25 protein-coding genes are annotated in these 25,629 nt (G+C 71.9%); 5 read left to right on the top strand and 20 right to left on the bottom strand.

Annotation, left to right across the window (positions count from 1 at the left end; all coding sequences use genetic code 11):
- Nucleotides 1–72: 72 nt before the first annotated feature.
- Both BIV01_RS14900 and BIV01_RS14895 read right to left on the bottom strand, forming a co-directional pair.
- Complete coding sequence (locus tag BIV01_RS14900; protein ID WP_071303362.1) at nt 73–2,595, bottom strand: ATP-dependent DNA ligase; 2,523 nt, start codon at nt 2,593–2,595, stop codon at nt 73–75.
- Nucleotides 2,592–3,482, bottom strand: a complete 891-nt coding sequence (locus BIV01_RS14895; RefSeq protein ID WP_071303361.1) for an SDR family oxidoreductase — start codon at nt 3,480–3,482, stop codon at nt 2,592–2,594. Before BIV01_RS14895 ends, BIV01_RS14900 begins: the two co-directional genes overlap by 4 nt.
- 106 nt (nt 3,483–3,588) lie before the next feature.
- Between BIV01_RS14895 and ku the strand changes: the two genes are divergently transcribed.
- Entirely contained in the window at nt 3,589–4,566 is a 978-nt protein-coding gene (gene ku, locus BIV01_RS14890) for a non-homologous end joining protein Ku (RefSeq protein ID WP_071303360.1), read from the top strand.
- A gap of 49 nt (nt 4,567–4,615) precedes the next feature.
- Complete coding sequence (locus tag BIV01_RS14885; protein WP_071296587.1) at nt 4,616–5,221, top strand: antibiotic biosynthesis monooxygenase; 606 nt, start codon at nt 4,616–4,618, stop codon at nt 5,219–5,221.
- Here BIV01_RS14885 and BIV01_RS14880 read toward each other — a convergent pair.
- From BIV01_RS14880 to uriH, 4 genes are read right to left on the bottom strand one after another with little or no spacing between them, the layout of a single operon-like run.
- A complete protein-coding gene (locus BIV01_RS14880) occupies nt 5,218–6,153 on the bottom strand; it encodes a Ppx/GppA phosphatase family protein (RefSeq protein WP_071296586.1) in 936 nt (311 codons plus the stop codon). The genes BIV01_RS14885 and BIV01_RS14880 overlap by 4 nt on opposite strands.
- A 50-nt stretch (nt 6,154–6,203) precedes the next feature.
- Nucleotides 6,204–7,061, bottom strand: a complete 858-nt coding sequence (locus BIV01_RS14875; RefSeq protein WP_071303359.1) for a ribokinase — start codon at nt 7,059–7,061, stop codon at nt 6,204–6,206.
- Complete coding sequence (uriT, locus tag BIV01_RS14870) at nt 7,058–8,467, bottom strand: uridine transporter UriT (protein WP_071303358.1); 1,410 nt, start codon at nt 8,465–8,467, stop codon at nt 7,058–7,060. Before uriT ends, BIV01_RS14875 begins: the two co-directional genes overlap by 4 nt.
- Before the next feature lie 5 nt (nt 8,468–8,472).
- Nucleotides 8,473–9,468 carry a uridine-preferring nucleoside hydrolase UriH gene (gene uriH / locus BIV01_RS14865; RefSeq protein ID WP_071303357.1) on the bottom strand — a complete coding sequence of 332 codons (996 nt, stop codon included), beginning with the start codon at nt 9,466–9,468 and terminating at the stop codon, nt 8,473–8,475.
- Between the two features lie 179 nt (nt 9,469–9,647).
- On the opposite strand from uriH, the gene BIV01_RS14860 reads away from it, so the two are divergent.
- Nucleotides 9,648–10,646 (top strand): LacI family DNA-binding transcriptional regulator, encoded by a 999-nt coding sequence (locus BIV01_RS14860; RefSeq protein WP_254791849.1) that lies wholly within the window; start codon nt 9,648–9,650, stop codon nt 10,644–10,646.
- Between the two features lie 164 nt (nt 10,647–10,810).
- Here the strand turns inward: BIV01_RS14860 and BIV01_RS14855 are convergent, their stop codons facing one another.
- The 12 genes from BIV01_RS14855 to BIV01_RS14800 are packed head-to-tail and all read right to left on the bottom strand — an operon-like array spanning nt 10,811 to nt 22,143.
- Complete coding sequence (locus BIV01_RS14855) at nt 10,811–12,511, bottom strand: MDR family MFS transporter (RefSeq protein WP_071303356.1); 1,701 nt, start codon at nt 12,509–12,511, stop codon at nt 10,811–10,813.
- The gene (locus BIV01_RS19935; RefSeq protein ID WP_070417197.1) at nt 12,508–13,128 is read right to left on the bottom strand and encodes a TetR/AcrR family transcriptional regulator; all 621 of its coding nucleotides are present in this window, start codon (nt 13,126–13,128) and stop codon (nt 12,508–12,510) included. Before BIV01_RS19935 ends, BIV01_RS14855 begins: the two co-directional genes overlap by 4 nt.
- Before the next feature lie 53 nt (nt 13,129–13,181).
- Nucleotides 13,182–13,664 (bottom strand): GNAT family N-acetyltransferase, encoded by a 483-nt coding sequence (locus BIV01_RS14845; protein ID WP_254790950.1) that lies wholly within the window; start codon nt 13,662–13,664, stop codon nt 13,182–13,184.
- 14 nt (nt 13,665–13,678) lie between these two features.
- Complete coding sequence (locus BIV01_RS14840) at nt 13,679–14,191, bottom strand: VOC family protein (RefSeq protein ID WP_071303355.1); 513 nt, start codon at nt 14,189–14,191, stop codon at nt 13,679–13,681.
- Nucleotides 14,188–14,907: an HAD family hydrolase gene (locus BIV01_RS14835; RefSeq protein WP_071303354.1), complete on the bottom strand. Its 720-nt coding sequence runs from the start codon at nt 14,905–14,907 to the stop codon at nt 14,188–14,190. Before BIV01_RS14835 ends, BIV01_RS14840 begins: the two co-directional genes overlap by 4 nt.
- 54 nt (nt 14,908–14,961) lie before the next feature.
- A complete protein-coding gene (locus BIV01_RS14830; RefSeq protein ID WP_071303353.1) occupies nt 14,962–15,603 on the bottom strand; it encodes an MBL fold metallo-hydrolase in 642 nt (213 codons plus the stop codon).
- Between the two features lie 58 nt (nt 15,604–15,661).
- Nucleotides 15,662–16,093: a MarR family winged helix-turn-helix transcriptional regulator gene (locus tag BIV01_RS14825; protein ID WP_071296579.1), complete on the bottom strand. Its 432-nt coding sequence runs from the start codon at nt 16,091–16,093 to the stop codon at nt 15,662–15,664.
- Between the two features lie 37 nt (nt 16,094–16,130).
- On the bottom strand, nt 16,131–18,038 hold the full coding sequence (locus tag BIV01_RS14820) for an amylo-alpha-1,6-glucosidase (protein WP_071303352.1): 1,908 nt from the start codon (nt 18,036–18,038) through the stop codon (nt 16,131–16,133).
- On the bottom strand, nt 18,035–18,859 hold the full coding sequence (locus BIV01_RS14815) for a Type 1 glutamine amidotransferase-like domain-containing protein (RefSeq protein WP_071303351.1): 825 nt from the start codon (nt 18,857–18,859) through the stop codon (nt 18,035–18,037). The genes BIV01_RS14820 and BIV01_RS14815 overlap by 4 nt, the downstream gene beginning before the upstream one ends.
- Before the next feature lie 10 nt (nt 18,860–18,869).
- On the bottom strand, nt 18,870–19,835 hold the full coding sequence (locus BIV01_RS14810) for a carbohydrate ABC transporter permease (RefSeq protein WP_083295110.1): 966 nt from the start codon (nt 19,833–19,835) through the stop codon (nt 18,870–18,872).
- Complete coding sequence (locus tag BIV01_RS14805; protein ID WP_229086498.1) at nt 19,832–20,872, bottom strand: carbohydrate ABC transporter permease; 1,041 nt, start codon at nt 20,870–20,872, stop codon at nt 19,832–19,834. Before BIV01_RS14805 ends, BIV01_RS14810 begins: the two co-directional genes overlap by 4 nt.
- A gap of 5 nt (nt 20,873–20,877) precedes the next feature.
- A complete protein-coding gene (locus BIV01_RS14800) occupies nt 20,878–22,143 on the bottom strand; it encodes an extracellular solute-binding protein (protein WP_071303350.1) in 1,266 nt (421 codons plus the stop codon).
- A 96-nt stretch (nt 22,144–22,239) separates the two neighbouring features.
- On the opposite strand from BIV01_RS14800, the gene BIV01_RS14795 reads away from it, so the two are divergent.
- Complete coding sequence (locus BIV01_RS14795) at nt 22,240–23,226, top strand: LacI family DNA-binding transcriptional regulator (RefSeq protein WP_071303349.1); 987 nt, start codon at nt 22,240–22,242, stop codon at nt 23,224–23,226.
- 26 nt (nt 23,227–23,252) lie between these two features.
- Here BIV01_RS14795 and BIV01_RS14790 read toward each other — a convergent pair whose 3' ends face one another.
- A complete protein-coding gene (locus BIV01_RS14790; protein ID WP_071303348.1) occupies nt 23,253–24,224 on the bottom strand; it encodes a nucleoside hydrolase in 972 nt (323 codons plus the stop codon).
- A 137-nt stretch (nt 24,225–24,361) separates the two neighbouring features.
- Here BIV01_RS14790 and BIV01_RS14785 point away from each other — a divergent pair, with 137 nt between their 5' ends.
- Nucleotides 24,362–25,012: a hypothetical protein gene (locus BIV01_RS14785; RefSeq protein ID WP_071303347.1), complete on the top strand. Its 651-nt coding sequence runs from the start codon at nt 24,362–24,364 to the stop codon at nt 25,010–25,012.
- On the opposite strand, the gene BIV01_RS14780 is transcribed toward BIV01_RS14785, so the two are convergent.
- Nucleotides 25,009–25,620 carry a helix-turn-helix domain-containing protein gene (locus BIV01_RS14780; protein ID WP_071296572.1) on the bottom strand — a complete coding sequence of 204 codons (612 nt, stop codon included), beginning with the start codon at nt 25,618–25,620 and terminating at the stop codon, nt 25,009–25,011. The genes BIV01_RS14785 and BIV01_RS14780 overlap by 4 nt on opposite strands.
- Between the last annotated feature and the right edge of the window lie 9 nt (nt 25,621–25,629).

The raw sequence follows: 25,629 nt of genomic DNA, 5'->3' as shown, positions 1-25,629 counted from the left end.
GATTCGTCCCCCGGTCGAGGGTGGAACGGGGGACGGAAGTTCGCCCCGGGCTGACCCCATGCGGATGCATGCTCACGATTCCCGGACGACGTCCCCCGGGTCCTTGTCCACCCGCCACCCACGCCAGGAGGGCTGTCGCAACCGGCCGTCCGACGTCCACTCGGCGAACTCGACCTCGCCCACGCGCTTCGGCGTCACCCAGTGCGCGTCGCGGGCATCGGGCCGAGGGACGTCGACGAACGGCGAGGTCTTCCGCTCGAGCGCGGCGAGCGTCGCACCGATCTCGTCGAGGTCGCGGTCGCGGAAGCCGGTGCCGACCTTCCCGACGTACTCGAGCCCGTCCGGCCCCCGGACGCCGAGGAGCAGCGAGCCGACCCCACCAGCACGCCGACCACTCCCCGGCTTCCACCCGCCGACCACGACCTCCTGCGTGGCGTGGTGCTTCAGCTTGAGCCACGCCTCGGATCGCCGACCCTCGGCGTACTTCGACGTCCGCTTCTTCGCGACGACCCCTTCGAGTCCCTGCTCCGCCGAGTCCGCCATCGCCCGGGCGAGGTCGCCCTGGTACGCGGGCGGGACGTCGATCGCGCCGCCCGGTTCGACCACCGTCTCGAGCGCCTGGCGACGCGCGTCGTACCCGAGGCGGGTGAGCTCGTGCCCGTCCGCCTCGAGCACGTCGAAGAGCAGCAGCCGGACCGGTGTCTCCCGTCGCGCCGCCTCGACCTCGCGCGACTTCGTCAGTCCCATCCGGTTCTGCAGCAGCTGGAACGAGGGCCGCCCCCGATCGTCGAGGGCCACGATCTCGCCGTCGAACACGCCGTCCACCCCGGCGCGGTCGCCGAGTTCCCGGAGCTCGGGGTACTGCACCGTCAGGTCGTTGTCGTTGCGGCTGCGGAGCGTCACCGAACCGTCCCGGACGGTCGCGAGCGCGCGGATGCCGTCCCACTTCATCTCGAACGCCCAGTCCGACTCGTCCAGCGTCGGTTCGCCCTTCGCGAGGGTCGCCTGCATCGTGCGGCGATCAGCCGGAGCGGTGTCCGACGCGGCCGTCCGGTCGATGCGCGCGGTCGGGTCGCCGCCGGCGGGTGCGGGCCGGGAGGCGCGGCTCGTCCCCGCCCCGTCCCCGCCGTCCGCCAGGCGGTCCGGCTGGTCCTTCGTGCGGTGGATGAGCCAGTTCTTCTCGTCGCCGTCGCGCCCACCACCCCGCCCGCGGGTGTGCAGCAGCGCCAGTCGGCGAGCGCCGCCGGTCCGGCCGTGCAGTGTGACGATGACCTCTTCGCCCTCACGCCACTTCTCGAGCTCGTACGTGCCGTCGTCCCAGATCGTGACCGTCCCGCCGCCGTACTCGTCCTTCGGGATCGTGCCCTCGAACGCGCCGTACTCGAGCGGGTGGTCCTCGGTCTGTACTGCGAGGTGGTTCTTCCCCGGGTCGGTGGGTTCACCCTTCGGCAGCGCCCAGCTGACCAGGACCCCGTCGTGCTCGAGCCGGAAGTCGTAGTGGTCGCGTGTGGCGTGGTGTTCCTGGATGACGAACGTCGGGGTGCCGTCCTTCCGCACCGTCGGCGCGTCCTCGGGCACGGGTTCCGGGGTCTTCGACGCGTCGCGCTTGGCGCGGTACGCGGCGAGCCGGTCGCGCGCGGGCTGCTCCGCGTCGTTCGCCTGCTGGGTCCGGTCGCTGTCCCAGTGACCGTGGTCGTCCCGTCCGACCGCCAACGAGGCGGAGGCGACCGGGTGCAGGTGGTCGCCCCGTTCCTCCAGGCGTTCGAGGACCTCGTCGAGGGTGAGCTGCGCGAGCCCGCGTTCGGTGAGTTCCTTCCAGGTGCGGGGCGCGGCGACCGTCGGCCGGTCACGGCCGCGCAGCGAGTACGGCGCGATCGTCGTCTTGTTGCCGTTGTTCTGCGACCAGTCGACGAACACCTTGCCCGTCCGCTCCGCCCGGCTCATCGAGGAGAGCACGAGGTCCGGCAGGTCCTGCTCGAGCGCCTTCGCGAGTTCGTGCGCCACCTCGGAGACGTGTGCGGTGGAGGCCCCGCCGTCGAGCGCGGCGTAGAGGTGGATGCCCTTCGACCCGGACGTGACCGGGTACGGGTCGAGCCCCATGCCGTGCAGGATCTCGCGCGCCGCGAGTGCGACCTCGACGCACTCGGGCAGCCCGACGCCGTCGCCGGGGTCGAGGTCGAGGACGAGCCGGTCCGGGTTCTGCTGCCCGCCGCGGGGGCCGAACCGCCACTGCGGCACGTGCAGCTCCAGCGCGGCCTGCTGCGCCATCCACACGAGGGTCGGCAGGTCGTCGACGATCGGGTACTCGTTGTCGTGCTCGGCGTGGTGGATGGTGTGGTGCCGGACCCAGTCGGGCGCGGAGTCCGGCAGGTTCTTCTCGAAGAACACCTTGCCGTCGACGCCGTTCGCCCAGCGCTTCCGGGTCACGGGGCGGTCCTTCACGTGCGGGATCATCCACGGCGCGACCCGCTCGTAGTACTCGATCACGCGTCCCTTGGTGGTGCCGGTCTCCGGGTAGAGCACCTTGTCGGTGTTCGTCAGGGCGATGCGGCGGTCCCCCACCAGGACCACGGTCTTGCGCGCGGTCGGACTCACAGCGCCACCCCGGTCGCCCCCGCCACCGTGAGGGTCGTCCCCGACGTGTACGACGACTCGGGGCCGGCCAGGTACACGTACGCGCTGCCGAGCTCGACCGGCTGTGCAGGTCGACCGAAGGGCGTGTCCTGCCCGTAGGCGGCGATCTCGTCGCCCGGGTAGCTGATCGGCTGCAGCGGCGTCCACACCGGGCCCGGGACGACGGTGTTCGCCCGGATCCCCTTCGCCGCGAGCTGCCGCGCCAGCCCGTTCGTGTACGTGATGATGGCGGCCTTCGTCGCCGCGTAGTCGATCATCCGGTCCTGCGGTTGGTAGGCGGACACCGAGCTCGTCGTGACGATCGCACTGCCGGGCGCCATGTGTGGAACGGCCGCGCGTACGAGCCAGAACAGCGAGTACAGGTTGACCTTCATCGTGCGGTCGAAGTCCTCGGTCGACTGCGCCGTCACGTCGTCGTGCACCTTCTGGTGGCCGGCGACGAGGACCAGCGCGTCGAGTCCGCCGAGCTCGCTGACCGCGTCGCGCACGAGTGTGTCGCAGAACCCCTCGTCGGTCAGGTCACCGGGGAGCAGCACGGCCTTCCGCCCGAGGCCGCCCACGATGTCCCGCACGGCTTCGAGGTCGTCGCGTTCCTCGGGCAGGGCGTTCAGGGCGACGTCCGCGCCCTCCTTGGCCATCGCGATCGCCGCTGCCCGTCCGATGCCCGAATCGGCCCCGGTGACGAGCACGCGGTAGCCGGGCATGCGGCCCGTGCCGAGGTAGCTCGTCTCGCCGTGGTCCGGTGCCGGGTCCATCGCGCTCGCCAGTCCGGATCCCTGCTGCGTCTGGGCCGGGAAGGGCGGACGGGGGAACTGGTCGCGCGGGTCCTGCTTGTCGAGCTGGCTCATGGGCCCATGGTGCTCGCGCCGCGGCCACCGCGGTTCAGCGAAGCAGGATCTGTGGAGAACCCGTCCGCTGCGGGCGCTCCCGTGGAGAGACGGGCATCATGTGCCCATGAGGTCGATCTGGAAGGGCTCCATCGCGTTCGGGCTCGTCAACGTGCCGATCAAGGTCTACGCGGCGACCGAGACGCACGACGTGTCGCTGCACCAGGTCCACGACGAGGACAAGGGCCGCATCCGGTACAAGCGCGTCTGCGAGTTCGGCCACGAGGTCGAGTACGCCGACATCCAGCGCGCCTACGACGACGGCGACAAGACGGTGGTGCTCACCGCCGACGACTTCAAGCAGCTCCCCGAGGAGCAGTCGCACGAGATCGAGGTCCTCGAGTTCGTCCCCGTCGACCAGGTCGACCCGATGATGTTCGAGAAGTCCTACTACCTCGAGCCCGACTCCCGCTCCCCCAAGGCGTACGTGCTCCTGCGCGAGACCCTCGCGAAGACCGACCGGCTGGCGATCGTGCAGTTCACGCTCCGGCAGAAGACCCGGCTCGGTGTCCTGCGGGTGAACGACGACGTGATCCTGCTGCAGGGGCTGCTCTGGGGCGACGAGGTCCGTGCCGCCGACTTCAAGGGGCTGGACGCAGCGGTGAAGGTCAGCGCGAACGAGCTGAAGATGTCGTCGTCGCTCGTCGACAGCATGTCCACGGATTTCGACCCCGACCGCTACACCGACGCCTACCAGGTGGAGCTGCAGCAGCTCATCGACGCGAAGCTGGAGTCCGGCGACGACATCGACACCGAGAAGACCTTCGGTGAGCGCTCCGAGGACGACGATGATGACGAGGGTGGCGACGTCATCGACCTGATGGCCGCCCTGCGCGCGTCGGTGGACAAGAAGCGGTCCGGGTCGGGAGGCACGGGGTCGCGTTCCCGGAGCGGGTCCCGTTCCACGAAGCAGGACTCCACGGCCGACGAGTCACCGGAGAAGGCCCCGGCCGAGAAGGCACCCGCGAAGAAGGCACCCGCGAAGAAGACCCCCGCGAAGAAGGCCCCCGCGAAGAAGCCGGCCGCCAAGAAGCAGGCCAGCTAGCCGGACCGCGCGACACGAGCAGGAAACACGCGTCGGCCAGACTTGACGCATGACTCCAGAAGAGCCTGGGGCCTTGTCGTCGCCACCCGCGACCGATGGCCCGCCCGTCACCGTCTCCATCACACGACTCGTCGAACCCGAACGGATCCCCGACGTCACCCGCTGGGTGCAGTCCGGCGTGAACCTCGCCAACCGCTACCCGGGCTTCCTCGGCTCGGGCTGGGTCCGCTCACACGCGACGAGCCGTGAGTGGCACATGCTCTACCGGTTCGCCGACCACGACTCCCTCGCCACGTGGGAGAACTCCGACGACCGGCTACGGTGGCTCGACCTCGGCCGTGACCTCGTGGTGGAGTCCCGTGTCGAGAAGCGCACCGGGATCGAGGGGTGGTTCGACGCACCGGCCGATGCCCCGGCGTCGAGCGCACCGCCGCGGTGGAAGCAGGCCGTGAGCATCTGGCTGGGGTTCTTCCCGGTCAACCTGGCGTTCACCTACCTCGTCGGCTGGCTCGTCCCCGCGTTCGGCGCACTCCCCGTGCTGCCGCGCGTGCTCGTCACGACGCTCGTGCTCACGCCGATCATGACGTTCTGGGTGCTGCCGTTCGTCACCCGGATGATCCGCCCGTGGCTCCTCGCACCGCCGAGGAACGGCTAGCCGAGCACCGACAGCTGGTCGAGCCGCTCGAGGATCACGCCCTCGCGGAGCGCCCACGGGCAGATCTCGAGCGCCGGCAGGTCGAAGATGTCCAGGCAGGCCTCGGCGACGAGGGCTCCCGGCACCACCTGGTGCGCCCGGCTCGGCGACACCCCGGGGAGCTCGGCCAGCTCGGCGACCGACATCGTCAGGAGCGCCGGCAGCTTCGCGCGGAGCACGTCGCCGTCGAGCGCGCGCGGCACGAGCGGCCCCGCACCCGAGGGCGCTGCGCCGCAGATCCGTGCGATCGACCGGAACGTCTTCGAGGTCGCCACGGCACGGTCCGGCCGCCCGGCGCGCAGCAGCAGCCCGGCGTCGCGGGCGATCTCCACCCGGATCTCGTGCCGGATCCGGCGCACGTCGTCCTCGGTCGGGGTCCCCGCCGCGAAGTACGACCGGGCGAGCCGCGCGGCGCCGATCGGCATCGACCACGCGACGTCGGGCGCTTCGTCCGCTCCGCCGGCGATCTCGAGCGACCCACCGCCGATGTCGAACACGGCCAGGCGACCGGCGGACCACCCGAACCACCGCCGGACGGCGAGGAACGTCAAGCGCGCCTCGTCCCCGCCGGACAGCACGGCGAGCTCGACGCCGGTCGCCCGTTCGACGTGGGCGAGCACCGCGTCGGAGTTCACGGCGTCGCGGACGGCCGAGGTCGCGAACGCGAGCATGTCCTCGCACCCGCGGTCCTCGGCGACGCGGACGGCGTCGGCGACGAACGAGGTCAGGGCGTCGACGCCCGCTTCCGTCACCGCGCCGGCGTCGTCGAGGTGCTCGGCGAGGCGCAGCGGTTGCTTGAACGACGACGCCGGCAGCGGGGCGGCACCGCCGTGGGCGTCCACCACGAGCAGGTGGCCGGTGTTGGACCCGATGTCGAGGACTCCCACGCGCATGCCACAACGCTAGTGGCCCCGTCGGACGGGCACGGCCCAGGAGGCGCGGTTCAGCCCCGCAGGAACGCCTCGAGTTCCGCGGTGGTCGGGTACGACGCCTGCGCGCCCGCCTTCGTCGCGGCGTACGCCCCGACACCGACCGCGAACCGCGCGGCCTCGACCAGCGGGTCCCCGGCGGCGAGGCGCAGCGCCACCGCACCCATGAACGCGTCGCCGCAGCCCGTGGTGTCCACCGGGTCGACCCGGACGGCGTCGATCGACACCGGCTCGGCGTCACCGTCGTGCACGACGCAGCCCGAACCGCCCCGGGTCACGATCGACCGTCGGACACCGTGCTCCCCGAGCTCCGCGGCCTCGTGCTCGTTGACGAGCAGGACGTCGGTCAGCTCGAGCAGCTCCGCCGGGACGGCACCGAACGGGGACAGGTTCGTGAGCACCGTGACCCCGGCGGCCTGCGCTGCCCGGGCGGCGGCCAGGACGACGTCGATCGAGACCTCGAGGCAGAGACCGAGCACGCCGGCACCGTCGAGGGCATCGGCGGGGACGTCGTCCGGGGTCAGCGTGCCGTTCGCGCCGGCGGAGATCACGATGGTGTTCTCCCCTGCGCGGTCGACCGTGATGACGGCGGTGCCGGTGGCCACGCCCTCCCGGACGGCGACGTGCGTCGTGTCGACACCCGCCGCCGCGACGGAGTCGCGCAGCAGTCGACCGTTCCCGTCGTCGCCGACCGCGCCGATCATGCGCACGGTGCCCCCGAGCCTCCCGGCAGCCACCGCCTGGTTGGCGGACTTGCCGCCTGGCAGGATCGCGAGGTCGGACCCCTGGAGGGTCTCACCGGGCTTCGGGAAGCGCTCCGTGCGGACCACCAGGTCCGCGTTGAGGCTCCCCACGACGACGATGCCGGTCATGCGGCGGCTCCTGTCTCGGCCGAGGCCGGGCGCGGGATGAGGAAGGACGTGGCGAGTGCCGCGCAGGTGATCACGGCACCGAGCAGCATGCCACCGGAGTACCCGGCGGTGCCCGCGGACCCGCCGGTCCCGAGCGCGATCTGCAGGGCCGGCAGGACGGCGAAGCTGATGCCGGCACCGAGGTTGAACGCACCGGCGTTGAGGCCGGGCAGGAAGCCGGGGTTCGACTCCGGCGAGAGCACGATGCCGAGCCCGTTCAGGATGATGTTCGCGATGCCGGCGTACGTGATGCCGATCAGCACGGTCGCGGCGATGAGCACCGGCAGCGAGTGCACGCCGACGAACGCCATGACGAGCGTCGCGACGATGCTCCCGACCAGGCCGACGCGCAGCACGGCGCGGTAGCCGAGGGTCGGCGCGAGCCGGCCGGCGAAGGGTCCGACGATCCAGCCGACCAGCGCGTACGGGGTGAGGAACGCGAGCGAGGCGAGGTCGGCCTCCATGCCGAAGCCCGCGTCCGGGTTCTGCGCGAGGCTCGTGACGAGGCCGTTCACGACCGCGAACACGCCCGTCATGGTGAGCAGGGTCGTGACGAGCAGCGCCCAGGTCGCACGGCGCTTGAGGAACCGTGTCTCGACGAGGGGCTCGCGCACCCGCGACTCGACCGCCCAGAAGACGCCGAAGGCCACGAGGGCGAGGACGATGCCACCGACCACGAGGCCCCAGTCGGCGGCTGCGAGCTTGCCCGCCTCGTTGAACGCGGTGAGCAGTGCGCCGACGCTGACGACGAGCGGCAGGACACCCCACCAGTCCATCCGGGTGCCGGCCGACGGCTTCGACTCGACGCCCCACGCAGCGACCATCAGCGCCGCGACGACGGTGACGATCGCGATGACCCAGAAGATCCCGCGGAACCCGAAGTGCGTCGCGATCCACCCACCGGCGAGCGCGTCGACGCCCGCGATGCCGCCGTTCACCGCGGTGAGCAGGCCGAGGGCGGCGCCGTAGCGCTTCGGGTCGGCGATCTCGTTGCGGAGGATGAGCAGGCCGATCGGGACGACCGGGCCGGTGACGCCCTGGATCATGCGACCGACGAACAGCATCGGGACGTTGACCGCGAGCGCCGCCACGATGCTGCCGACGAGCATCACCGCGAGCATGCCGAGCAGGACGCGCTTGCGGCCGACGATGTCGGACAGGCGCGGCAGGAAGAGCGAGAACAGCGCCGCCAGGGTGAAGAACAGCGTCTGCGACAGGCCGATCGTGGCGTCGTCGGTGTGCAGCTCGCGGGCCATCGTGACCAGAGCGGGGCTGAGCATGCTCGCGTTCAGCTGGAACGCGATGCAGGCTGCGAGGAGCGCGGCGGTGAGGGCGCCGATCGACTTCTTCGTCGATGTGGTGGTCATGGGGGTCAGTGCTCCGTGGTGGTCGTGGTGGCTGCGGTCCGGGGCGTCCAGCCGGTGTCCGGGGTCTCGCCGATGCGCTCGAGGGCGTCGACGACGAGGTCCCAGAACCGGCCGTGGTCGAGCTCCGTCGCGGCGCTCGTGCGGCAGTCCTCCGGCGCGGGCGCGCGGAAGTCGGCGACGGTCATGCCGAGGGTCAGGGTGCCCTGCGTCTCGACGTGGATCGGGACCTTCACCGCACGGACGACGGTCGGGTCGATGACGTACGCGACGGCGCAGGGGTCGTGCACGGGCGGGGCGTCGAAGCCCTGGGCGTCCTTGTACGTCTGGCCGAAGAAGTCGAGCAGCTCGCCGACGAACGCGGCCGGGGCGGTGCCGACGGCGGCGATGCGCTCGGCGACCTCGGGCGTCGCGAGCGCCTGGTGCGTCAGGTCGAGGCCGACCATGACGACGTCCCAGCCCGCGTCGAAGACGATCGAGGCGGCCTCGGGGTCGATGACGATGTTGAACTCGGCGACCGGGCTCCAGTTGCCGACGTGCACCCCGCCGCCCATCAGGACGACCTGCTTGACGCGCTCGACGATGCGGGGCTCCTTGCGGGCCGCGAGGGCGATGTTCGTCAGGCCGCCGGTCGGCACCAGGGTGACCGTGCCGGGCTCGTGCGCCATGACGGTCTCGATGATGAGGTCGACCGCGTGCCGCTCGTCCAGCTCGAACGACGGCGAGGGGAGCATCGGCCCGTCGAGACCGCTCTCGCCGTGGATGTCACCGGCGACCTCGATCTCGCGGAGCAGCGGACGGTCGGCACCGGCGGCGAACGGGACCCCGGTGATCCCGGCGATGCGGGCGACGGCGAGGGCGTTGCGGGTGACCTTCGGGAGCGTCTGGTTGCCGACGACGGTCGTCACGGCGAGGAGCTCGATGTCCGGGTTGCCGTGGGCCAGCAGGATCGCGACGGCGTCGTCGTGGCCGGGGTCGCAGTCGAGGATGATCTTCTCGGGCACGCGGGGCGCTCCACTTCTTCGGGGATCAGGAGGTCGAGGCTCGACGAGGTGGGGATCCGCGGCGAGGATCAGCTCCCGCGGCACGTCAAGCGTTTGACATGGAAACACGTCAAGCGTTTGACGTCAAGTCGTCGGCGGCGGACCCGAACTTCGCGGTCCGCGCTCGGTAGCATCGACGCGTGCCATCCTCCGCCGCCCCCGGCCGTCGTGTGACCGCTGCGATGGTGGCCGAGCGCGCGGGGACGAGCATCGCCACGGTGTCGCTCGTCGTGAACGGCAAGGACCGCGGCCGGGTCTCCGTGCCGATCGCCACGAGGGTGCGCGATGCCGTCGACGAGCTCGGCTACGTCGTCGACCACGCTGCCAGCTCCCTCGCGCGGGGCAGTGGCGACCTCGTCGTCCTGATCGCCCCCGACCTGTCGAACCCCTTCTTCGCCGAGGTGATCCGCGGCGTGCGCGACACCGTCGGCGACCGCTTCCAGCTCGTGCTCTCCGTCACGGAGCGCGGGGCCCAGCCCGTGGCCGCCGACGTCCGACGGTTCGAGCGGCTCCGCCCGGCCGGCATCCTCGTGGACGCGCCCGCCGCCGACGAGACGATGACCGCCACCGTCCCCGTGGTGCTGCTCGACGCCCCCGGCGGACCCGAGGCCGTGAACTACGACCTCTCCCCCGGTGTCCACGAGCTCGTCGCCCACCTGCACGAGCGCGGGCACCGGCGCGTGGGGTACCTCGACGGGACCTCGCGGGCTGCGACGTTCGGCGTCCGTCGGGAGCTCTTCGAACAGGAGTGCGCGGCCGTCGGCATCGAGGTCTCCGAGGTCACCGCCCGCGCCGACCTCACGGTGGACGCCGCGGCCTCGGCGACCGAACACGTCCTCGAGGCCTGGCAGGACGACGACGTCACGGCGGTCGTCGCGGCTGCCGACACCCTCGCGTACGGGGTGCTCCGGGTCGCCGGGCAGCTCGGCATCGCGGTCCCCGGCGAACTCGCCGTCGCGGGGTTCGACGACCTGCCGTCGTCCTCGGTCACGGCACCGGCCCTGACGAGCGTCGCACTCCCCGGCGCGGACCTCGGCCGGGCCGCGGCGCTGCGGTTGCTCGCGACGCTCGACGGCACCGCGCCGGAGGCCGCGGCGCTCCCCACCCGCCTGGTGCGCCGCGCGAGCACGGGCGCGTAGCGCGCCGTCGGCGCCGCGCGCGGAAACGATCTCACGCGCGCACCGACACCTCACGCGCCGTTCGTGGCGTGAGGTGTCGGTGAGCGCGTGAAGTCGTCACCACAGAGCGGACGGGAGGCGCGGTGCGAGCTGGCACCGCGCCTCCCGTCCCCGTGTGCTGACGGTCAGCGCTCCGGACGGTCCGGACCGGCATCGGCCGGCTCGGGCTCCGGCTGCGGCTCGGCGGCGCCGGCCGTGTGCCCCGCGCGCTGCGCCCGCTCGAGCTCGTCGGCCTCGGCTCCGCCGACCGCCTCGCCGCGGGCGACCATGCCGGCCGTGTCGGAGAGCCTGATCTGCGGGAGGAACAGCGCGAGCAGGAACGCCACCGCGATGAACGGCAGCAGATACCAGAACACGGGCGCCAGGGAGTCGGCGTACGCGTTCACGATGCCGTCCTGCACCGCCTCCGGCAGCTTCGCCACGGTCGCGGGGTCGATGCTGCCCGCCGACGACGCAGCGTCGGTCGCCGATCCGCCGGCGCCGCGGAACACGTCGGTGAGCGACGTCGTGAGCCGCGCCGTGAAGAGCGCACCGAAGACGGCGGTGCCGAGGGAGGCGCCGACCTCACGGAAGTAGTTGTTCGTCGACGTGGCGGTACCGACCTGCTCGGCGGGCACCGCGTTCTGCGCCACGAGGACGACCACCTGCATGATGAGGCCGAGGCCCGCACCGAAGACGAACAGGTACGCGCAGATGAGCCAGATCGGGGTGGCCGCCGCGAGCTGGGTCATCGCGAGCATCGCCAGGGCGACCAGGATCGTCCCGATGATCGGGAACATCCGGTAGCGACCGGTCTTGGTGATCAGGTTGCCGGACGCGATCGAGGTCCCGATCAGGCCGACCATCATCGGCAGCATCAGGAGACCCGAGACCGCCGCCGAGGTGCCGGACGCCATCTGCAGGAAGGTCGGGACGAAGCCGATCGCCGCGAACATGCCGATGCCGAGCACGAGGCCGATGCCGGTCGCGAGCAGGAACGTGCGGTTCCGGAAGAACGACAGCGGCAGGACGGGGTCCGCCGCACGCGACTCGACGAGCACGAGGAGCGCTGCCGACACGACGAGACCGGCGAACCAGGCCCACGTCTCCGGGGCGTCCCAGCCGTGGTCCTTGCTGCCGCCGAACTCCGAGAAGAACACCAGGCACGTCGTCGCGGCGGACATGAAGAGCACGCCGAGGACGTCGATGCGCTTCGTCGCCTTCTTGCTCGGCAGGGTCAGCGCGAACCACGCCACGAAGAACGCGGCGATGCCGACCGGGATGTTGATGTAGAACGCCCAGTTCCAGGTGAGGTGGTCGACGAAGAACCCGCCGAGCAGCGGGCCGCCGATCGCCGAGAGGCCGAAGATCGCACCGAGCGGGCCGAGGTACTTGCCGCGCTGGGACGCCGGCACGATGTCCGCGATGATCGCCTGCGACAGGATCATCAGGCCGCCGCCGCCGAGGCCCTGCATGGCGCGGAAGACCACGAGCTGGGTGAAGTCACCGGCGAACGCACAACCGGCCGACGCGATGGTGAACAGTGCGATCGCGATGAGGAACAGGTTGCGGCGGCCCAGGACGTCACCGAACTTGCCGTAGACGGGCATCACGATGGTGGAGGCGAGCAGGTACCCGGTCGTCAGCCACGCCTGGTGCGCGACGCCGCCGAGCTCGCCGACGATGGTGGGCATCGCCGTGGAGACGATGGTCTGGTCGAGGCTGGAGAGCAGCATCCCCGCGATGAGCGCGGAGAAGATGATCCAGATCCGGCGCTGCGTGAGGAGCAGCGGTCCGTCGGAGCCTGGGCGGGCACGCTTGGTCGTGCCCGGCGCGGTGGCGCTCATTCGGTGGTGTCCTGTCCGGTCGTGATGGCCGCCCTCATCAGGCGGAGGTTCTGGGTGAGCAGCTCGTCGAACGCGGGGCCAGTGGCTTCGTCGAACGCGTCGTCGAAGTAGGTCTCCGCGGTCACCTTGAGCAGCCCTGCGGCGGCCTCGGTGACGAGCCGTGCACGGCGGTCGGTGGCGTCGCCCCAACCGAACCGCGCTCGTACCGCGTCGGTGATGCGGCCGAGCTGCACGTCGGTGGCCGAGAGGAACCGGGCGACGAGCGCCGGCTCCCGTTCGAAGACCCCGCGGACGAGGACCTCGTCGGCGCGGTCGATGCCGGCGCGGTGGAACTGGTCGATCGCCAGCGCGACGATGGAGTCCAGCGGCTCGAGGTCGGCCGCGACGACACCGCCGGCGGCGTACGCGTCGATGGCTTCGACGTCCGCGTTGATCTCGATGCCGAGCACGGCGTCGTCCTTCGACGCGAAGTGGTTGAAGAACGTCCGCCGGGACACCCCGACCGTCTCGCAGAGCTGCTCGATCGTGAATCCGTGCAGCCCGTGCTCGATGGTCGCCCGACGTGCCTCGACGATCATGCGTCGGCGCAGCGCGCGGGTGCGTTCGGTGGTGCTCACCGGACAAGAATTGCACTATCGGACTGAGAGTGCAATGTGGAAGTGGGGTACCGCTAGAGCGCCTTCTCGAAGCAGAACGACCACGGCATCGTCGCGGCGTACGGCTCGTACACCGGGATCGGGGTCCAGCCGGTCTTCTCGTAGAGCGCCACGGCCTCGGGTTGCTTGTCGCCGGTCTGCAGGATGAGCCGCGCGGCGCCCTCCTCACGCCCGACGCGCTCCCCCTCGGTGAGCAGCGCGGTGGCCGCACCCTTCCCGCGGGCGGCGGCGAGGACGATGAGGCGCTTCAGTTCGACCTCGTCACCGAGGCGCCTGACGGCGATGTGCCCGAGGGCCTCGCCGTCCTCGTCGATCGCGAGGATCGAGGTGATGACCGTTGCTGGGTCCACGGCGAGCGCCCGGCCACGCTCGGCCGTCACCGCCGGGTCCTCGTCGCCGTTGGCGGCGCCGTAGCGCTCGTGCATCTCCTCGTCCATCCGGGCGCGGAGCGCCACACCACGGGGGTCGTCCCACCGAACGCGTTCGATCGTGATCACGACCGACGATCCTGTCACGGATGCCAGCGTCGGCGCGACGTGTGCTCCTCGTAGGGCTGGGGATCGGGGTAGGTCAGGAGCTCGACGGTGCTGCCCCACGGGGTGCGGACGTACACGAACCGGTTCCGGTCGCCGGCTTCGGGCCCCGGGAGCGGGCGGGGCGCGCCGAGCGCGGTCGCCCCGGCGGCCACGACCCGGTCGAGCGTGGCGTCGAGGTCGTCGACGTACAGCGCGAGGTGCTGCCACCCGAGGTCGGACGGCACCGCCGGGGCGTCCTGCTCGACGTGGTCGAAGGCGAACAGCTCGATGCCGGGGCCGTCGGGCAGCGCGAGCATCCGGATCCGCACCTCACGGGCGTCTCCGGGGACACCGAGGCGCGACGTCGTCGCCGCGCCGCCCTTCGGAGGCTGGTCGGCGGGGAGCGTGTCGTAGAGCACCTCGGCACCGAACGCGTCGACCAGGAACGCGCTGGCCGCGTCGACGTCGGGCACGGTCAGTCCGATGTGGTCGACGCCGCGGACGCTCACGCGCCCGCCCCGCTACCGGCGGCTCCCCCGGCGCGGCTCGCCAGGTCCGTGATGGGACCCCGGCCGGCCCGCAGGTCGGCGAGGACCGCTGCCGCGTCGTCGTACACCCGGGCCGCCCCGGCCCGGCGCAGCTCGTCGCCGCCGATCCCGCCCGTCATCACGGCGACGCAGGGCACACCGACCCGTCCGGCGGACTCGACGTCCCACATCGCGTCGCCGACCATCACCGCGGCATCGGCGGACACGCCGACCTTCCGGAGTGCGACCTCGATGATCCCGGGGTCCGGCTTGGCCTGTTCGACGTCCTCCGAGCTCGTGACGGCGGTGATCCACGCCTCGGCGTCGAGCAGTTCGCGCAGGCGCACGAGTTCGTCCTCGGGCGCGCTCGTGGCCAGCACGACGGCGTGACCGGCCTCGGCGACGGACCGGAGCAGCTCACGGGCACCCGGGAGGAGCCGCAACCGCGGCATCTGCTCGGCGTAGTACGCGGTGTGGAACTGCTTGACGGTGTCGCGCTGCTCGTCGGTGGCGTCCGGCAGCAGCTCCTCGAGCAGCTTCGCCGAGTCCATGCCGATCGCGCGGTGGATCCGCCAGGCGTCGACGGACTCGCCCGCTGCCGTGCACGCCCGCCACCAGGCGTCGATGTGCGGGTAGTTCGAGTCGACGAGGGTCCCGTCGATGTCGAAGAGGACGGCGGTGGAGGGTGCGTCGGGCATCCCTCCACCCTGCCCTGGAGGCGCGGATCGCCTCTCAGGGGCGCGTCACGTCCGTCAGACGGTGATCGACTCGCCGGCGGGCAGGATCTGCACCGGCACCGGTCCGAGACCGTCCGGGCCGAGGAACCGCGCGGCGGACTGCTGCCCGAGTTCGCTGAGCATCGCCTCGTGGATCTGCACGGCGTGCTCCGGGGAGACCGCGCGGACGTAGTCGACAGCCTCGGCGGTGCTCGTCCACGGGCCGCTGGTCGGCAGCAGCAGGGTCTGCACCGGGACGCCGGGCACGAGGTAGGCGTCGCCGGGGTGGAACACGGCGCCGTTCACGAGGTAGCCGACGTTCGCGATCGTCGGGATGTCGCCGTGGATGACGGCGTGCTCCTCACCGAAGACCTGCACCGAGAACGGGCCGACCTCGAACGCGTCACCGGCGGAGACCGCGGCGACGCGGCCGTCGTGCGCGCCGAGCTGGTCGACGATCGCGGCGGGCCCACGCACCACGAGGGCGTCGTTCGTGGCGAGGGCGGCACGGACGGCGTCGACGTCGAAGTGGTCGAAGTGCTCGTGGGTGACGAGGACGGCGACGGCGGCCGTCGCGAGGTCGGCGCCCTCCGGCGTGAACGTGCCCGGGTCGATGACGAGGGTGGCGCCGTCCTGCTCGAGGACGACGGTGGCGTGGTTGTACTTCGTCAGCTCCATGTCGACGAGTCTACAACAGTGTTGTACATCGCCGTGGTGAATCCGGATGAGAGGGCGTTCACCGTTCGAGTCTCGCCGCGATGCGGTCGAACAGTTCCGGCACCCTGGCGAGTGCCGCACGCTCGGCCTCGGACAGCTCGGAGCCGATCACCGACGCGAACGCCCCGGCTCGGGCGCTCCGTTCCCGGAGCATGACCGTGCGGCCCGAGTCCGTCAGCCGGATCACCGAGACCCGCCGGTCCCCGTCGGAGACGCCTCGCTCCACGAAGCCGCGCTCCTCGAGCTCCGCGACGGTCCGCGACTGTCCCTGGTGCTTCACGCCGCGGGCCCGCGCGAGCTCGGCGATGGTCTGCGGCCCCTGCCGGTCGAGCAGGCCCAGGCTCGCGCTCTGCGCCTGCGGCAGCTCGTCGGTGAGTGCCCGGGTGGCCCGCACGATCCGGCCGATCGACTCGCGGAGCTCCTCGGCGAGGTCGTCCGGGGTCGTCGTCATGCCCTCGACCGTACCGCCGGATCCCTGCGACGGCGGCCTACCGGAGCGCCACCCAGACGGGGAAGGCGGCGGCGGCACTCCAGGCCTGCGGGCGGCAGGCGGCCGGGTACGGGGCCGGACGTGTGACGGCGGACGCGTCGTCGCCGGCGTGCAGCTCGGGCATCCGGAAGTCGAACGCCACCGCCGCGGCGAGCAGCTGCTCGGACAGGACCCGGGCCTCGTCGTGGTGTCCGGACCGGGTGAGGCCCGTGATCACCACGGCGGTGTCGTGCGCCCAGACGGTGCCCCCGTGGTAGCTGAGCGGCCAGTACCCGGCGGCGGTCGTGGAGAGCGTCCGGAGGCCGAAGCCGCTCGCCAGGTCCGGGCTCACGACGCGTGCTGCGACGACGGCTTCCTCGTCCGGGGTGAGCAGGCCGGTGCCGAGCAGGTGGCCGATGTTGCTCGTGGCGGAGTCGACGGGGCGCTTGCGGGCGTCGAGGGCGATCGCCGGGTACCGACCGATGTCGTCGGCCACCCAGAAGGCGTCGCGGAAGCGATCGGCCAGGCGGGCGGCCCAGGTACGCCACTCGTCGCCGCCGGGACGGCCGAACGCATCGAGCAGGTCGGCACCGTGCACCGCGGCCTCGTGCGCGTAGCCCTGCACTTCGCACAGGGCGATCGGGCCGTCGGCGAGGGTGCCGTCCCGCCACTGCACGCTGTCCCCGGAGTCCTTCCAGCCCTGGTTCGCCAGCCCTCGGCCGGACTCGTCGACGTACTCGAGCAGCCCGTCGCCGTCCGCGTCGCCGTGGTCGCGCATCCACGCCAGGGCGCGTTCGAGCGTCGGCAGGAGCGCCTCGACCTCGGCGTCGGGGAGCCCTGCACGCCAGGCGTCGTGGAGCAGGCACGCCCAGAGCGCCGTCGCGTCGACGGTCCCGTAGTAGAGCGGTGGCAGGGAGATCTCGTCGTTGTCGACCGGCAGGGACGCCTGGCGCAGCTCGTGCATGATCTTGCCGGGCTGCTCGGCGGTCGCGGGGTCGTCCGCGGTGCCCTGCAGCGCGGCGAGGACCCGGAGGGTGCCCCCGGCGGTGCTGGTGTCGACGGGCAGCAGGAAGCGGGCGGCCCAGATCGCGTCGCGGCCGAACAGGGTGAAGAACCAGGGGGCGCCGGCCGCGATGAACTCGCCCTCGGGCCGCGCCAGCCGGAGTGCGTCGAGATCGTCGGTGGCACGCTCCAGCCAGCGCCGGAGCCGGTCGTCCTGCACGCCGGCCGGGACGTCGAACGGGCGCGGGGTCGTCACGCCGGTGACGACGGCGTCGGGCGTCTCCACGGCGCAGTCCCACGCGAGGTCGACCTCGTGCGCGCGCTCCGTCCGCCAGCGCAGCACGACGTCACCGTCCTCGACGCGGACGGATGCTCCGGGGGCGTCGAGCCGGACTCGTACGGAGCCCGAGGTCCACGATGCGGTCTGCTCCGAGGCGTCGGCGGGGACGGGCTCGGGGCCGTGACCGGCCTTCACCGCGTCCATCCCGGCGGCGTCCGGGGTCAGCCTGACGGTCACGACGAGCTCCGCGGTGCTCGCGCCGGGCCCCTGGAGCCGATCGGTGATGCGCAGGCGTTCCGCCACCCCGTCGATGCGCACCGTCCGACGACGGTCGAGGCGGACGTCCGGATCGGCCCCGGTACCGTCGAGGCCGCGCAGGAGTCCGCTGAAGACGACCTCGCGGGCACCGGCGGGCACGACGGCGACCGGTTCCACCGCGGAGTGCTCGACGCTGACGCGCACGGCGGAGACGAACCGCTGGTCACCGGTCCAGTAGCCGTGCACGGGGTTCGCGCCGATGGCACCGTCCCGACCGGACCATGCCTGCGTCGGTGCCGCGATGACGGCGACCTCGTCGTGGAGCAGGGGCTGCAGCGTGGCGGTCGTGGCAGCGGCGGTGGTGGTGTTCGTGGTGGTGGAGGTCATGGGGCTTCCTCGTCGACGGGTTCGGGGGACGGGGTCCAGGCGCTGGGTGTCCAGCTCGGTACGGATCGGGGTGCGTCCGGCAGGCGACGCACGGGCAGGGGCTCGGCACGGATGCCGGTCGGGTCGCCGGGGGCACGGGCGATGCGCACCGCGCCGCCTCCGTCGTGGTCGGTGACGGCTTCGACGAACGTGGCCGAGCGCCCACGGTGGACGACACCGACGCCCTCGTCGAGCTCGATGCCCGCCGGGAGGTCCCCCGCCGCGACGGCTGCGCGGAAGACCGGCGACCGGTCCGGGTCCGAGTCGGTGTGGACACCGAGCGAGCCGGACACGAAGCCGAGTCCGTCGGCGAGGACCGACGGCTGCGGGCCGTGGCTCTGCGTGACGCCGCCGGTGTGCCAGCAGAGCGCGCCGGCCGATCCACCGGCGAGCACCACCCCGGCACCCCAGGCCTCACGCAGGACCTCGTCGAGACCGTGGGCACGCCACACGGCGAGGAGGTTGACCACGGAGCCGCCCGAGACCCAGACGACGTCCGCACCGAGGACGGCGTCGCGCAGGGACGGCACGTTCCGTCTCGGGAAGAACCGCAGGTGCGACGCCTCGACACCGGCCGTACGGGCCGCTGCGAGCTCTGCCCCCTCGACGGTCCGCTGGTCGCCGCCCGCGGTGTTCACGTGCAACACGCGAGGCGGCCGACCGGCGGGGACGCGGGCGAGCCGGACGGCCTCGAACAGGAGCGGACCGTAGGCCGAGTCGTCCCACTCGCCGCCGACCAGACCGCCGCAGGTGGCCAGGATCGTGGGTTCGGCGGCGGTCACGTCGGGGTGCTCATTCCTTGACCGCCCCGTCGCTGCCGTTCATGATGCGCTTCTGGAACACGAAGAACGCGACCGCCACGGGGATGGTCATGACGAAGGCCGCCGCGAGCTTGACCGGGAACTGGTTCCCGGCGCTCAGCGCGCCCGACGCCAGTGATGCGACGCCCTTCGTGAGCGTGGTGAGGTCGGGCGACGAGGTCGACACGATGAAGTGCGCGAGCTCGTTCCACGATCCCTGGAACGACAGGATGGTGATCGTCACGACGGCCGGACGCGCCATCGGGAGCACGACCGACCAGAAGGTCCGGAACGTGCCGGCACCGTCGATCTTCGCCTGCTCCTCGACGCTCACCGGGATCGATTCGAAGAAGTTCTTCATGATGAACACCCCGGCGGCGTCCACGAGCAACGGCACGATCATGCCCGAGTACGAGTCGTACATGCCGAGCTGGTTGATCACGAGGAACTTCGGGATGAGCAGGACCACGCCCGGCACCGCCATGACGGCGATGAGCAGGGCGAAGACGGTCTGGCGACCCGGGAACCGCAGTCGCGCCAACGCGTACCCGGCGAGGGAGTCGAAGAAGATCCGGCCGAGCGTGACGAAGACCGCGACGATGATCGAGTTCATCGCCCAGATCCCGAAGTCGGAGTTCTCGAAGAGGGTCTGGAACGCCGCGCCGGTCCAGGTGACGGGGAGCGCCAGCGGGTGCAGGGAGGCGTCCTGGTCGGTCTTGAACGCGTTCACGATCGCGACGTAGAACGGCAGCAGGTAGACGACGGCGATCAGGACGCCGAACACCAGCAGCACCACGCTCCGCGGCGTGAGCCGACGTGGCCGCCGGCCCGGGCCGGGTGCCTGCGTGACGGTGGTGGCGCCGAGGTCCGGCACCGCGCCTCCTGGCACTGCCGCCCTGGAGGCGCGGGTCGGCTCGGTCCCGCCGCCTGCGGTCGCCGGGGTGGGTGCGCTGGTCATCGTGTGCTCCCCTTCTCGATCCACCGCATCCGCCGGCGGGACACCGGGCGGTCGCGCAGCGCCCACCGCTGCAGCAGCGTGAAGACGACGATGATGCCGAACAGGATGAAGGCGATGGCTGCGCCAACGCCCCACTGCTGGCTCTGGAACGCGGACGTGTACGACAGGAACGCCGGCGTGAGCGTCGTGTTCGCCGGGGCGCCCTTCGTGCCCGTGTAGATCTGGTCGAAGACCTGCCACGTCCCGATCAGCCCGAGCGTCAGCACCGTGAAGAGCGTCGGGCGAAGCTGCGGCAGGGTGACCCGCCAGAACCGCGTCCAGGACCCGGCGCCGTCGATCATCGCCGCCTCGTCGACCTCCGGCGAGAGGTTCTGCAGCGCCGCGATGAACAGCAGCATGAAGGTGCCGCTCGTCGTGAACACCGCGAGCAGGATGAACGCGGTCATCGCGACCGACGGACCGGCGAGCCACTCCCACCACGAGATTCCGAGCATCGTGTGGTCGGCGAGGAAGGCCGGTGGCGTGCCTGCGCCGAGGTGGAACAGGCCGGTGGGCTCGTTGAACCAGTTCGGTCCGTTGATCCCCGCCCAGCTGATGATCTTGTTGACGGCTCCCGTCGACGAGAACAGGAACAGCCAGAGGACGGTGATGGCGACCGAGCTCGTCACCGAGGGGAAGTAGAACGCGGTCCGGAAGAACCCGCGCCCGCGCAGTGCCCGACCGCTGACGAGCAGGGCGAGCCCGAGCGCCACGGCGGTCTGCAGCGGGACGACGAACACGACGTACCAGAGGTTGTTCCGCAGCGCGGTGCCGAAGTTCTGCTCGTCGAGGCCCCCGCCGCCGAGGATCTTGGCGTAGTTCTGCCCGCCGACGAAGGAGACGTCGGACGAGAACGGGCTGCCGACACCCCGCCAGTCGGACACGCTGACCCAGGCCGCCATGACCACCGGCACGGCGAGGAACAGGCCGAGGACGATGATCGTCGGCGCGGTGAACAGCCAGCCCGAGACGGCTTCGGCACGGTTCTTCCGGGACACGTCCGTCAGCCCTTCAGCGCGGCGGCCATGTTCTTCTGGACGCCCTCGAGCAGGGTCTTGGTGTCGGTCGTCCTGAGGCTGCCGAGCTTCGAGTCGAAGTCGGCGATCACGTCGGCGGTCCCGGACGCGTTCGGCAGGCCCTGGGCGGCGTCCGCCTGGTCGAGGAACGCGGCGTACTGCGGGTACTCCTGCTTCCAGGTGCCGGCGGCCGACTCGACCGAGGGCATCACACCGAACGCCTTCGCGAAGGCGAGCTGCTGGTCGGTGCTCGTCATCTTCTCGACGAAGGACAGCGCTGCCTTCTGGTTCGGGGAGTCCTTCGCGATGCCCCAGCAGTTCGTGAACTGCAGCGTGCCGGCACCCTTCGGGCCCTTCGGCAGGGCGACGACCTTGTAGTCCACGCTCGGGTAGCTCGACGACATCGCCCCGGTGAGCCAGTTGCCCTCGATGGTCATCGCGGCCTTGTCCTTGCCGAACGCGTCACCTCCCCAGCTCTCGCCGAGGTCGCTCGAGAACTTCATCGAGCCGTCGTCGAGCAGGCCCTTCACGTAGTCGAGGGCCTCGACGTTCGCGGCCGAGTCGACCGTCGCCTTCGTCTGGTCGCTGTTCGTCAGGGCACCGCCGGCCTGGGTCATGAACGCCCCGAGACGCTCGATCTGCGGGCTGGTCGTGAGTCCGACCCGTCCGTCGCGGGTGAGCTTCTCGGAGACCGTCCGCAACTGGTCCCAGGTGGTCGGGACGTCGCTGTCGGTCAGCCCGGCGGCCTTCCAGTCCTTCGTGTTGATGAACAGCGCGAGGGTGGAGAAGTCCTTCGGCGCGCAGTACAGCTGGTCGTCCACGGTGAACGACTTCGTCAGCGTCGGGTAGAAGTCGCTCGTGTCCTCGAGCTGGTCGCCGTAGGCCAACAGCGAGCCGTTCGCGGCGTACCCGGCGAGGGACGACGTGCTGACGTAGAACACGTCGGCGGGCTTGCCGGCCGCGAAGCCCTGGGCGAGCTGCTGGTCGAGGTTGTTCGCCGGCTGCACCGTCGCGCCGGTGCCCGAGGACTTCGACCACGCGGCGGCGGCGCTCTTCACGGCGGCGGTCTCGGCGTCGCCCGACGAGCCGATGAGGACGGTGAGGGGGTCGTCGCTCGAGGTGAGCTTCGCGGCGCCACCGCCAGAACCGTTGCCGCCCGAGCTCGAGAAGCCGGAGCCACAGGCGGAGAGGGTCAGAGCTGCGGTGAGCGCCATCGCTCCCGCGGTCAGCATGCGTGCTGTGCGTCGTTGCATCAGGGGGACTCCTCGTCGAGTGCAGTACTTCGATCGTTCAAATTTGATCGATCAAACGAGTCGACCATACACCTGCGAGGCGCTACGGTGAACCCCATGTCGCATCCCGCCACCGTCGCCGACGTCGCCCTCGCCGCGGGCGTCTCACGGCAGACGGTGTCGAACGCGTTGAACCGGCCCGAGGTCGTCCGCCCCGCGACGCTCACCAGGGTCCGGGCCGCCATCGACGACCTCGGGTACCGGCCGCACGCGTCCGCCCGCCGGCTCCGCACCCGCCAGAGCTCCACGCTCGGCGTCCGGCTGGAACCGGTGCACGGCATCTCCGGCGCCGTGCTCGACCGCTTCCTGCACGCGCTCGTCGAGTGTGCCGACCTGCGCGGGATGCGCATCCTGCTCTTCACCGCCACCGACGTCGACGACGAACTCGCACACATCGAACGCCTCGTCGAGGGCTCGGACGTCGACGGGTTCGTCCTCACCTCGACGTTCCACGGCGATCCCCGCGCGGCGTGGCTCGGCGCCCGGGACATCCCCTTCGTGACCTTCGGCCGGCCGTGGGGTCTGCCGGACATGGACGCCGCGCCGCACCCCTGGGTCGACGTCGACGGGTACGCGGGCGTGCACGACGCGACCGAGCACCTGGTGGCGCAGGGGCACCGCCGGATCGGGTTCCTGGGCTGGCCGAGCCCGTCCGGACAGGGTGACGAGCGCCGACGGGGCTGGCGGGACGCGATGCGCGCGGCCGGGCTGCCCGACGATCCCGGGCTCACGTGCGAGGACGACGTCACCGCGGCCACCGGCACGGTCGCGGCGGCGGTCGAGGACGGCGCCGGGTTCGACGCGCTCGTCTGTGCGTCGGACACCCTCGCGCTCGGAGCCCGGTTCGCGCTCGGGGCGGCGGTGCCGGTGGTGGGCTACGACGACACCCCGGTGGCCGAGGCGGTGGGCATCTCCAGCGTGGAGCAGCCCCTGGTCGAGGTCGCCGCAGCCGCGGTCGAGCTGCTCATGGGCGCCGGTCGGACCGTCCTGCCCGCGTCGACCGGACACCGCCTGTTGGCTCCGCGGGTGGTCTGGCGGAGCTGAGACCGCGCGACCACGGCGTCTCTGCGCTACCGACCGGCGCCGTCGCGCCCGACCGACCCACTCGACACCGTGCCGACGTGGAGGATGCGCTCGCGGATGACGTCCGCCGCACGGTCGTCGGCCGACACCACGACACGGACGGCCGGCCCGTCCGCAGCGGGGACCGTCCGGCCGTGCTCGGCCCCACCGACCACCACGTCGAGCGGCGTGGTCCGGACCGTGGGCTCGACCTCGCCCGCCGCGACCGCCGCCGCCAGCGGGTCGTGGAGCGGTGCGCGACGGACGTGGTCGACCGACTCGTAGAAGTCGACGTAGCTGCGCAGCATGGTGCCGAGCGCGACCCGGAGCGGATCGCCGGCCGCCGTGAACCGGTCGGCGTCGGCGTCGTCGAAGCGGTGCTGCCGGGTGACGTCGAGCGGCACGAGCACGAGGTCGAATCCGGCGCGGAGGACCCGCCTGGCGGCCTCGGCGTCGTTGTGGACGTTCGCCTCGGCGGTGGGCGACACGTTGCCCGCGTCCCACACGGCGCCGCCCATGATCGTCAGCGTGCCGACGAGCTCCGGCAGACGCGGCTCGGCCTCGAGCGCGACGGCGAGGTTCGTGAGCGGGCCGATGGCCAGGACGTCGAGCTTCCGGTCACCGGCTGCGTGGTCGCGGGCCAGCCGGACGAGGAGCTCGGCGGCGGGGTCCTCCGCGGCCGCGACACCCGGCGGGAGGTCGACCCCGCCGATGCCGTTCGCCCCGTGCACGTGCGGTGCGCCGCCGCCGTACGAGCCGCCGATCGGGTCGTGCGCGCCGACCGCGACGGGCACGGTCCGGCCGCACAGGGCCAGCAGCGCCGCCGTGTTGACGGCCGCCGTCGCCGCGTCGGTGTTGCCGGAGACCGTACCGATGCCGACGAGGTCGACGTGCGGGACGTCGAGCAGGTACGTGAGGGCGAGGGCGTCGTCGACGCCGGTGTCGCAGTCGAGGAAGAGCGGGACGGTGGGCGTGGTCACCCGGTCATCCTCCCATCGTCGGCGGGAACCGCCCCGGACACGATCCGATGACGATCGGATCGGTCCGCGGACGCCGACGACTACGGTCGGCTGCGGGGCCGCCGCCCGGCCCGTGATCGCGGTACCAGGGGGAGCACATGCGACGGACGACGACCACGGGGAGCACGGCGATCGCGATCGCAGCACTGGCCCTCACCGGCTGCGCCCAGGGCTCGACCGGCGCCGACCCTACCCCGACCGGGACGACGTCCGCCGCGGCTCCGAGCGCCTCCTCGACCACGCCGGGCTCGACCCCGCGTCCGACCTCGACGATCACCCCGGTGCCCGGGGTCGACGACGACGCCGGCCGGATCCCGGACTCGTGCGCGGCGCTCATCACGGCGGGCAAGTGGGACTCCTCGTTCGCGGGCTCGCCCCTGAACGACCCCACGGTGGTCGGCGACCCGGTGGTGGTGCCGAAGGACGAACTCACCCCGGTGCTCCAGCCGGACGGCAAGCAGCTCTCCTGCGTCTGGAAGGACCCGCGGGCGGACATCTCGTTCCTGTCGATCCGGGTCGCGACGGTGGACTCGACGAAGGCGTACGAGCACCTGAAGACGGCACTGGACGGGTACGACTGCTCACTCGACGGCTACGGGTACCGCTGCCAGAAGATCACGCAGAACGCCGAGTACCCGGTCACCGACGGCGACACGTACTACACCCGCGGCGACGTCGGCATCCACGTCCAGCAGTCGAACACGCCGACGTCGGGTCTGCTCGACGACGTCGTCGCACACGTCTTCTAGCGGTCGGCGGGCCGCGACCGGATGTGCGCCCGCTCGCCCTGCGGCCCGTACAGGCACAGCACCTCGGTGACCTCGTCCGTGGTGTTCCCGACCCAGTGCGGCGTGTGCGTGTCGAACTCGACGACCTCGCCCGGCCCGAGGTCGAAGTCACGGTCGCCGAGGAGCAGCCGGAGCCGCCCGGACAGCACGTAGAGCCACTCGTAGCCCTCGTGCGTCCGGAGGGATCGATCGGTGTTCGCGGGCTCCGGCGGGATCAGCTGCTTGAAGGAGCGCACGCCTCCGGTCCGTCGGGTGAGCGGCACCACCACCCGGCCGCCGTGCAGCTCCGGCGCGAGGTGCACCCGCGGATCCCCGGTCCTCGGCGCCCCGACCAGGTCGTCGAGGGGCACCTGGTACGCCCGCGCGAGCGGCAGCAGGAGCTCGAGGGTGGGCTTCCGCTGGCCCGACTCGAGCCGCGACAGCGTCGACACCGAGATGCCGGTCTCGGCGGCGAGCGCCGCGAGCGTGACGGCACGGCGCGTCCGCAGCGCGCGCAGTCGTGGGCCGACCCCGTCGACGACCTCGGCCGTCGTGCGCGGGGTGATCCGTTCCTCCCGATCCGTCGCCATACCGGCCAT

This window comes from Curtobacterium sp. MCBA15_013, from assembly GCF_001865095.1.
Classification (GTDB): Bacteria; Actinomycetota; Actinomycetes; order Actinomycetales; family Microbacteriaceae; genus Curtobacterium.
The sequence above is the reverse complement of the archived record's forward strand: the minus strand, read 5'-3'. Positions and strand labels throughout refer to the sequence as shown.

What these genes read in the sequence shown, in the direction of transcription:
- BIV01_RS14895 (WP_071303361.1), bottom strand. Translation starts at nt 3,482, where the DNA reads ATGAGCCAGCTCGACAAGCAGGACCCGCGCGACCAGTTCCCCCGTCCG.
- ku (WP_071303360.1), top strand. Translation starts at nt 3,589, where the DNA reads ATGAGGTCGATCTGGAAGGGCTCCATCGCGTTCGGGCTCGTCAACGTG.
- BIV01_RS14885 (WP_071296587.1), top strand. Translation starts at nt 4,616, where the DNA reads ATGACTCCAGAAGAGCCTGGGGCCTTGTCGTCGCCACCCGCGACCGAT.
- BIV01_RS14880 (WP_071296586.1), bottom strand. Translation starts at nt 6,153, where the DNA reads ATGCGCGTGGGAGTCCTCGACATCGGGTCCAACACCGGCCACCTGCTC.
- BIV01_RS14875 (WP_071303359.1), bottom strand. Translation starts at nt 7,061, where the DNA reads ATGACCGGCATCGTCGTCGTGGGGAGCCTCAACGCGGACCTGGTGGTC.
- uriT (WP_071303358.1), bottom strand. Translation starts at nt 8,467, where the DNA reads ATGACCACCACATCGACGAAGAAGTCGATCGGCGCCCTCACCGCCGCG.
- BIV01_RS14855 (WP_071303356.1), bottom strand. Translation starts at nt 12,511, where the DNA reads ATGAGCGCCACCGCGCCGGGCACGACCAAGCGTGCCCGCCCAGGCTCC.
- BIV01_RS14835 (WP_071303354.1), bottom strand. Translation starts at nt 14,907, where the DNA reads ATGCCCGACGCACCCTCCACCGCCGTCCTCTTCGACATCGACGGGACC.
- BIV01_RS14830 (WP_071303353.1), bottom strand. Translation starts at nt 15,603, where the DNA reads ATGGAGCTGACGAAGTACAACCACGCCACCGTCGTCCTCGAGCAGGAC.
- BIV01_RS14825 (WP_071296579.1), bottom strand. Translation starts at nt 16,093, where the DNA reads ATGACGACGACCCCGGACGACCTCGCCGAGGAGCTCCGCGAGTCGATC.
- BIV01_RS14820 (WP_071303352.1), bottom strand. Translation starts at nt 18,038, where the DNA reads ATGACCTCCACCACCACGAACACCACCACCGCCGCTGCCACGACCGCC.
- BIV01_RS14810 (WP_083295110.1), bottom strand. Translation starts at nt 19,835, where the DNA reads ATGACCAGCGCACCCACCCCGGCGACCGCAGGCGGCGGGACCGAGCCG.
- BIV01_RS14800 (WP_071303350.1), bottom strand. Translation starts at nt 22,143, where the DNA reads ATGCAACGACGCACAGCACGCATGCTGACCGCGGGAGCGATGGCGCTC.
- BIV01_RS14795 (WP_071303349.1), top strand. Translation starts at nt 22,240, where the DNA reads ATGTCGCATCCCGCCACCGTCGCCGACGTCGCCCTCGCCGCGGGCGTC.
- BIV01_RS14785 (WP_071303347.1), top strand. Translation starts at nt 24,362, where the DNA reads ATGCGACGGACGACGACCACGGGGAGCACGGCGATCGCGATCGCAGCA.
- BIV01_RS14780 (WP_071296572.1), bottom strand. Translation starts at nt 25,620, where the DNA reads ATGGCGACGGATCGGGAGGAACGGATCACCCCGCGCACGACGGCCGAG.